The 6,300-nt window shown below is 36.8% G+C and carries 6 protein-coding genes; 1 reads left to right on the top strand and 5 read right to left on the bottom strand.

From position 1 onward, the window contains the following. The coding region (locus QZ413_RS09630; protein ID WP_297079686.1) for an oleate hydratase at positions 1-753 on the top strand (753 nt) is incomplete at its 5' end. Between the two features lie 169 nt (positions 754-922). Here the strand turns inward: QZ413_RS09630 and hemH are convergent. The 5 genes from hemH to QZ413_RS09655 form a co-directional block, all read right to left on the bottom strand. After that, the gene (gene hemH / locus QZ413_RS09635; RefSeq protein ID WP_297079688.1) at positions 923-1,819 is read right to left on the bottom strand and encodes a ferrochelatase; all 897 of its coding nucleotides are present in this window, start codon (positions 1,817-1,819) and stop codon (positions 923-925) included. Between the two features lies 1 nt (position 1,820). Next, positions 1,821-3,161 carry an MFS transporter gene (locus tag QZ413_RS09640; protein WP_297079690.1) on the bottom strand — a complete coding sequence of 447 codons (1,341 nt, stop codon included), beginning with the start codon at positions 3,159-3,161 and terminating at the stop codon, positions 1,821-1,823. 18 nt (positions 3,162-3,179) lie between these two features. Further along, entirely contained in the window at positions 3,180-3,932 is a 753-nt protein-coding gene (hemQ, locus tag QZ413_RS09645; RefSeq protein ID WP_367117313.1) for a hydrogen peroxide-dependent heme synthase, read from the bottom strand. A gap of 547 nt (positions 3,933-4,479) precedes the next feature. After that, positions 4,480-4,962 carry a cupin domain-containing protein gene (locus QZ413_RS09650; protein ID WP_297079692.1) on the bottom strand — a complete coding sequence of 161 codons (483 nt, stop codon included), beginning with the start codon at positions 4,960-4,962 and terminating at the stop codon, positions 4,480-4,482. 37 nt (positions 4,963-4,999) lie between these two features. After that, positions 5,000-6,300, bottom strand: a 1,301-nt coding sequence (locus tag QZ413_RS09655) for a hypothetical protein (protein ID WP_297079694.1), incomplete at its 5' end; no start/stop codon positions are given.

Consider the following 6,300-nt stretch of genomic DNA (forward strand, 5'->3'; position numbering starts at 1 on the left):
TATGGTGCTGCATCGACCTTGTGGAAAAATATTAGCCAAAAATTCTATAACCTTGGCAATCCAGATAAATTCTTTGCAGATCGCGATGCAAGTGAATGGGTCAGCTTTACGTTGACTTCAAAAGACCATACCTTGTTAAACGAGATCGTACGAATCACCACACAAATGCCAGGAAACGCGTTAAATTCATTTGTTTCCACAACTCCGATCACACCTCTTGGCCAAAAAGATGTCAATATGTCGATCGTTGTCCATCATCAACCACACTTTACGACACAAAAACCAAATGAAACGGTGATTTGGGGTTACTTCTTGTATCCAAGACGTCGTGGTGAATTTGTCGACAAAGAATATATCAAAATGACTGGAAAAGAAATGACGCAAGAATTACTAGGCCAATTGTCTAAAGTCGATCCTGGTCCAATCAATATTATGGAAAAAGAAGATGAAATCTTAGACGCTATCGTCAACTGTATTCCAGTCTATATGCCTTATGCTTCGGCTTTATTCAACAATCGCGCCAAAGTCGATCGTCCAAAAGTCATCCCGGAACATTCGACAAATCTTGCTTTCACTGGTGAATTTGTCGAACAACCGTATCAAATGATCTTTACTGAACAAAGTGCTGTTCGCTCAGGTGAGATCGCAGCGTTCCACTTTGCTGGCGTACCGATGTCTAAACTAGTGAAAACCCCTCGATATGACAAAGATATCCCTACGTTGATGCGCGCAGCGAAAAAAATGTTCGAATAACCAAAAAGTGGGTGTGACAAAAATTTGTCACACCCACTTATAAAATAAACGGTGTTCCAGAAGTAACTCCTTCGAAAAATAAGCCAAATCATTACCGAAATAGGTGAACCTATTGTCGGAATGATTTGGCTTATTTCTTGGAGCTGTTCACTTCTGTCACAGCTTCTTGTTATTTACGTAATTCACTGACCATACCGCTAATAAATACTTCATGTGTATTTGGCATATCCAATCGTTTATAACTAGCCCCTAATGCTTCGACTTGTTCTTTACATTCGATATCATTATCGTAAAGTGTTTCAAGATTATCTGCTACAAATCCAAATGGCATATAGATGATTTCTTCATATCCTTCGACTGTGATTAAATGTTCTGTAACGTCTTCTACATTAGGACCGATCCATTTATCTGCCGTACGCCCCACACTTTGCCATGCATTGTCAAAGTCGACTGTACCATCAACATGTGCCACGATCGCTTTAGCGGCACCTTTGATCTCATCGACATAAGGATCGCCATTTGCAAGCAATCGTTCCGGTAAACTATGTGCAGTAAACAAGAATTTTTGTTTCTTTTCTGGATCGATTGTATTTTCGATTTGGTTAGCCCAAAAGTTTAAAAAGCCTTCTTCTTGCCAAAAATGATCGTGCTTGATATAAGCAACATCTGTAAATGGTGCTAATTGATCTGTTACACGTTCATGATATTGTTGGATAAAGGTTGAATTATGAGGGGCTAAAACCATCCCATGAATTGTCTTGAATCCTTTTTCAACGATTTCATCTAAGACTTCTTCGATAAACGGATGAATATGGCGTAAACCATTGAATACTTCATATTGGATCTCGCTATCTTGGTTCATCGCCACTTCGATTGCTTCACGCTGCGCTTCAGTAACTGCAGCTAAAGGTGAAACCCCACCGATTTCTTCATAACGTCCGACTAATTCATCATATAATTCTTTTGAAGGCTCGTGCCCATGACGGATATGGGTATAGTAATCCCAGATTTCGTCCAGATTATTTGGTGTTCCATAACTCATTAATAAAATTGCTTGTTTTTCCATTTTATTGCTCCTTTTTGCTTAACACAACAACACTAAGTACCGTACAAACGATCAACACAAGTAGCATCGGTTTTAATCCGATTGAATGTGTCATCACTGCAAACAAACTGATCACAGTCGTCCCTACAACCATTCCCATTTTTTTAGAGATCGAAAGTAGACTAAGCGATACATTACGGTCACTTGGAGAAGCTTCTACGACCATGACTTGTAGTGGTACTGTCATGACCATCCCAATTGCTAGACCAAATAAGAATAGTGAACCTAAGAATAAGCCAAATGAAGAGAGCGTCAAGAACATCAAGACTAAACTAACTGCGATCAACGCCATTCCACCACGAGTAGCTCGCATCGCACCTCGTTTTTCTGTCCAAACACCAGCTAATTTGGCACCTATCAAGGTTCCCACAGCCATCAATGTCATAAATGATCCAGCTTTACGACCATCGACTTGATAAGAAAATTCGATGAATGAAGGTAAGAAAGCAAATAATGACATCACAAAACCAGTAACAAGTCCGCTAATAAGCCCTGTACGATAAAGTGGTTGTTGCCATAAGCGTTTTGAGAATAAGACAGTTTGATTTTGCGCTTCACGTTTGGCTTCGATTTTCATAAACCAGAATAAGGCAAGTGCAATAAGCGCTACAAACAATACGATTTCAATAATATTCCCAGTACGTACACCACGACTTAATAATAGATTAAACGCAACTAACCCAATTACAAAAATCGTATTCCCTTTAATATCAAAAGACTCGACTGTTGTTTGTTCATCTTTAGGCATCAAGAAAAAACCAAGTAAAAACATCACGGCAATCAATGCTGCCAAAATGAAGTAAATCGCACGCCAGTCATGTGTCTTCACTAAACTGATCACACTGATGATCGGTGCAACGATCGTAGATAAAGCTACTAAGGCACCGACACTTCCCACTTTATTGCCGACTTTTTGTGCTTGCGTAGCAAAGACTAAAGAAACAACTAACGTTAATAATGAGCTGCTACCGAACGCTTGTAATAAGCGACCGATCATCAACATCACAAACGATTGACTCAACGCGATGCCGATGACACCTACAAAATAAAGACCTAATTCGATCAAGAAAACAGCTCGATAGCCAATGCGGTCGATCAAGCTTCCCATCACAGGTGTTGCTAGTAATAATCCAATCGTATAGATCGCAATGATCCATCCTCTTTGCTGTGGCACAAGTGCTAGATCACGTGTCATTGAAGATAAGTTTGTACTAATAATTCCTGAATCCAGTTGTGTAATAAATAAACTAATTAATAATAACCAACGAAAACTTCTCGCTGATTTTGACATTGATAATTCCAAAATAGCTCCCCCTAAATGTTACTTCCCTTGAAAATATGTGGTCAAGCGCGCACGATCATTCAATGACGTTCCCACGATAAAATAAGGGAAATCTGAATATACACTGCTCGCTTCAGAAAAACGCATTTCATAAATAATTTTTTTAAACTCCAATGGATCATTTGCAAATAACGTCACGCCCCACTCGTGATCGTCAAAGCCGATCGAACCTGTAATAAACTGACGAATCTTACCAGCATACTTACGACCGATCATCCCATGTTCTTTCATCAATTCTTGACGTTTTTCATAGGACAATGTATACCAATTGATATCACCCGAACGAACTTTGTTCATTGGATAAAAACAAATATACTCATCTTTTGGTAATTCTGGATAGAGATGTTGGTTCGTCCGCTTCATCGCCGCTTCCGTCTTTGGCATCCCGCTATACGTACCTAGCTCGATGACAGATACATAGCTATGGACTGGAGTTAGATAATCATAAAGACCTAATCGTCTAAAACGATTTTCTTCTTCATTCAATTGACCTAGCTCTGGACGCAAAATAAAGAAACTAAAATCCCCTTTATGACCAGTCACATTCCACAGATAATGACTTCCTTCTTTTTTCGTTTCGATTTGTTCCCACTCTTCGACTAAGGTAAACAATTCAGCCAATAGTTGTTGCTTTTCTTCTTTACTGATCGTATTCCATGCATGCCAATCTACATTGTAGAGCATATGCAAAGCATACCAACCATCAAGTGTTTCGACACTTTGTGCAATCATTTTGTTGTTCACCTCAATTTGTTTAAACTACGGTTTTGATTTTAAATTCGTGAAATCACTCACCAGTAACCCATCCTACTCCTAGATCGTCGTAAAAAAAACATTAATTATAATATAATCGCATTTCTTAAGAAATTCTTAATAAAAAATGTACTTTTTCACAAAGTCTGTTCGATTTTATAGATAAAATGATTTAGTTTAGCAGTTTATCGATTTAATTCTTCGATTATAATTTCTTATTCAAATGAAACTAGCGACATCAATAATTCATTTCCATTCTAAAAAAAGCGCCATGATGACATTTCGTCACTTTATTCAGAATAAAATCTTACTTTATTTCAATAAAAAATCGTATCCGAAAAGATTTACATTGAGTACAATTCACTATCTATCAAATAAAAAAGTTTGTGAATTTTAATCTTTATTTTTCATTTTCAAGATACTAATATTTAAAAAAAGCTTATATATAATCGATTTAGCTCTTATTTTCGTCTAAATAAAAAACAACAGCTTGTGCATTATTGACACGAGCTGTTGTTTATGTCTGTTATTTTTTAATCGTTTCTAAAGCTAATGTTTCGATGATTTCTGCGTGTTTAGGATAGGAGTTCAATAGTTCCGTTTTCTCAAATAATTTGAAGTCAGCAAATGTAAAACCTGGTGCGACCATGCAGCTCACTAATGCATAGCCTTCTTCAACTGTCGAGCCAAAAATCGATCCTTTGGGCACCGTATACTGCAAGTGTTCATTTTGCACACAATTCAACCCAAGTTTGGTCTGACGATACTCACCACCAATCAACTCATGAACGGTTAATGGTTGCCCGTAGTGGAAAAACCATACTTCATCGGCTGTTAGCTGATGAAAATGCGATGGACTTTCTTTCGTCAATAAAAAATAGATCGTTGTATACAAAGGTCGATTTTTTTCTGTTAGCCACTCTGAGGAGGCGGGCAACTCTTTATAAAACCCACCTTCTGGATGCGGGATCAATCCTAATGTTTCAATCCAATGTTCTTTTTTGATCATGTCATTTCTCCTTTTATTTTAATGATTGATCAAAGCATTATTCTTTGATTTTAAACGTTCGTGGTGCGACAAAGTATATAATGACTAAACCAATCACGACATAGGCGATACTGATGAAAGAAATCGTGATCACATAAAAAAAGCCTGGAAATGTAACCCGTGTATTGATATAAGAAAAGAAATAAAAAAGCCATGTTACGACTCGATATGTCGGGCTTTGCACTGTCATATCGGCTGTAAAAGGTTGTAATAGATAATAAACAAATAACTCATGAAAAGAAAACAATAGCCCTAACGCACTCAGTAATAAGAGTAACACGCCAAAAAATGACCAACTTAGATAAAAATCATTAAGAACCTGGAGTAATAAAAACAATAAAAAGATTCCCGCAATAATTATACTATTGTATTTCATGATTTGTCGAAACCGATAATTGAATCCCTCTAAGATAGTATGACTCTCCCGATAAAATGGATAGTATAGCATCGAAGCATCACAATTTACAAATACCATTTGAACGATCTGTCTACCAAAAGATAAACCATACATCACAAAAAATAAAATTGGCAGCAAACGCAATGCATTTTCTTCACTTAAATAATACTGAATATTGGCTATACGCAATCCCACTAAACTGATTGCTACCATCATAAAACCGACAATAAGATAGCGAATTTTCCTAAGAAAAACATGTTGATAGCGACTAAACAATAAAGCATTCAGATAATGCGTTCCCGTCAATTTTTCGACACGTTGATCATGATTGACGTGCAATTGTTTTTGCATTTTCAATCCTTTACTAATGTATTCATTATTTTCTAGTTTAGCATCCGCTAAGCCATCATAAAATACGACAGATTGCGCAATCACTTTTTGAATAAATAAGGATTGCTTAGGATATTGCCAAGCGCGATAAAAACCCACACTAGCAAGGATCAACCAAACTAGTAAACACCAACTACTCGTGAATAATTCTGTTAGTAGCCAAATTTGATCAAATTTATAGATTGCGCTGAGTAGTATCAAAAACAACACTGTTACACCTAAGCCGATAAAGCGTCTAGTCACTATATTTTCATAATGCATATATAAACTACGGCAAAGAACAAATAAAACGAGTTGACATGCTAAATAAGAAAATAAGATAAAAAAGATAATCGTACTTTTTTGCAAAATCAAACCGGACAGCAATGCAGCTCCCAAATAATACATCGTATGCTTAAACATGTTTACAAATTCTTGACCTAAAATAAAATGATTGCGTGACAAGGCGAACTCTGTGTAAAAATCCATTGCTTTTTTAGAGATCGTCACTGAAAAATGATTGAAGAAGCCCC

The sequence above is a fragment of the uncultured Enterococcus sp. genome (genome assembly GCF_913775425.1).
Classification (GTDB): Bacteria; Bacillota; Bacilli; order Lactobacillales; family Enterococcaceae; genus Enterococcus_G.

What these genes read in the sequence shown, in the direction of transcription:
- hemH (WP_297079688.1), bottom strand. Translation starts at nt 1,819, where the DNA reads ATGGAAAAACAAGCAATTTTATTAATGAGTTATGGAACACCAAATAAT.
- hemQ (WP_367117313.1), bottom strand. Translation starts at nt 3,932, where the DNA reads ATGATTGCACAAAGTGTCGAAACACTTGATGGTTGGTATGCTTTGCAT.
- QZ413_RS09650 (WP_297079692.1), bottom strand. Translation starts at nt 4,962, where the DNA reads ATGATCAAAAAAGAACATTGGATTGAAACATTAGGATTGATCCCGCAT.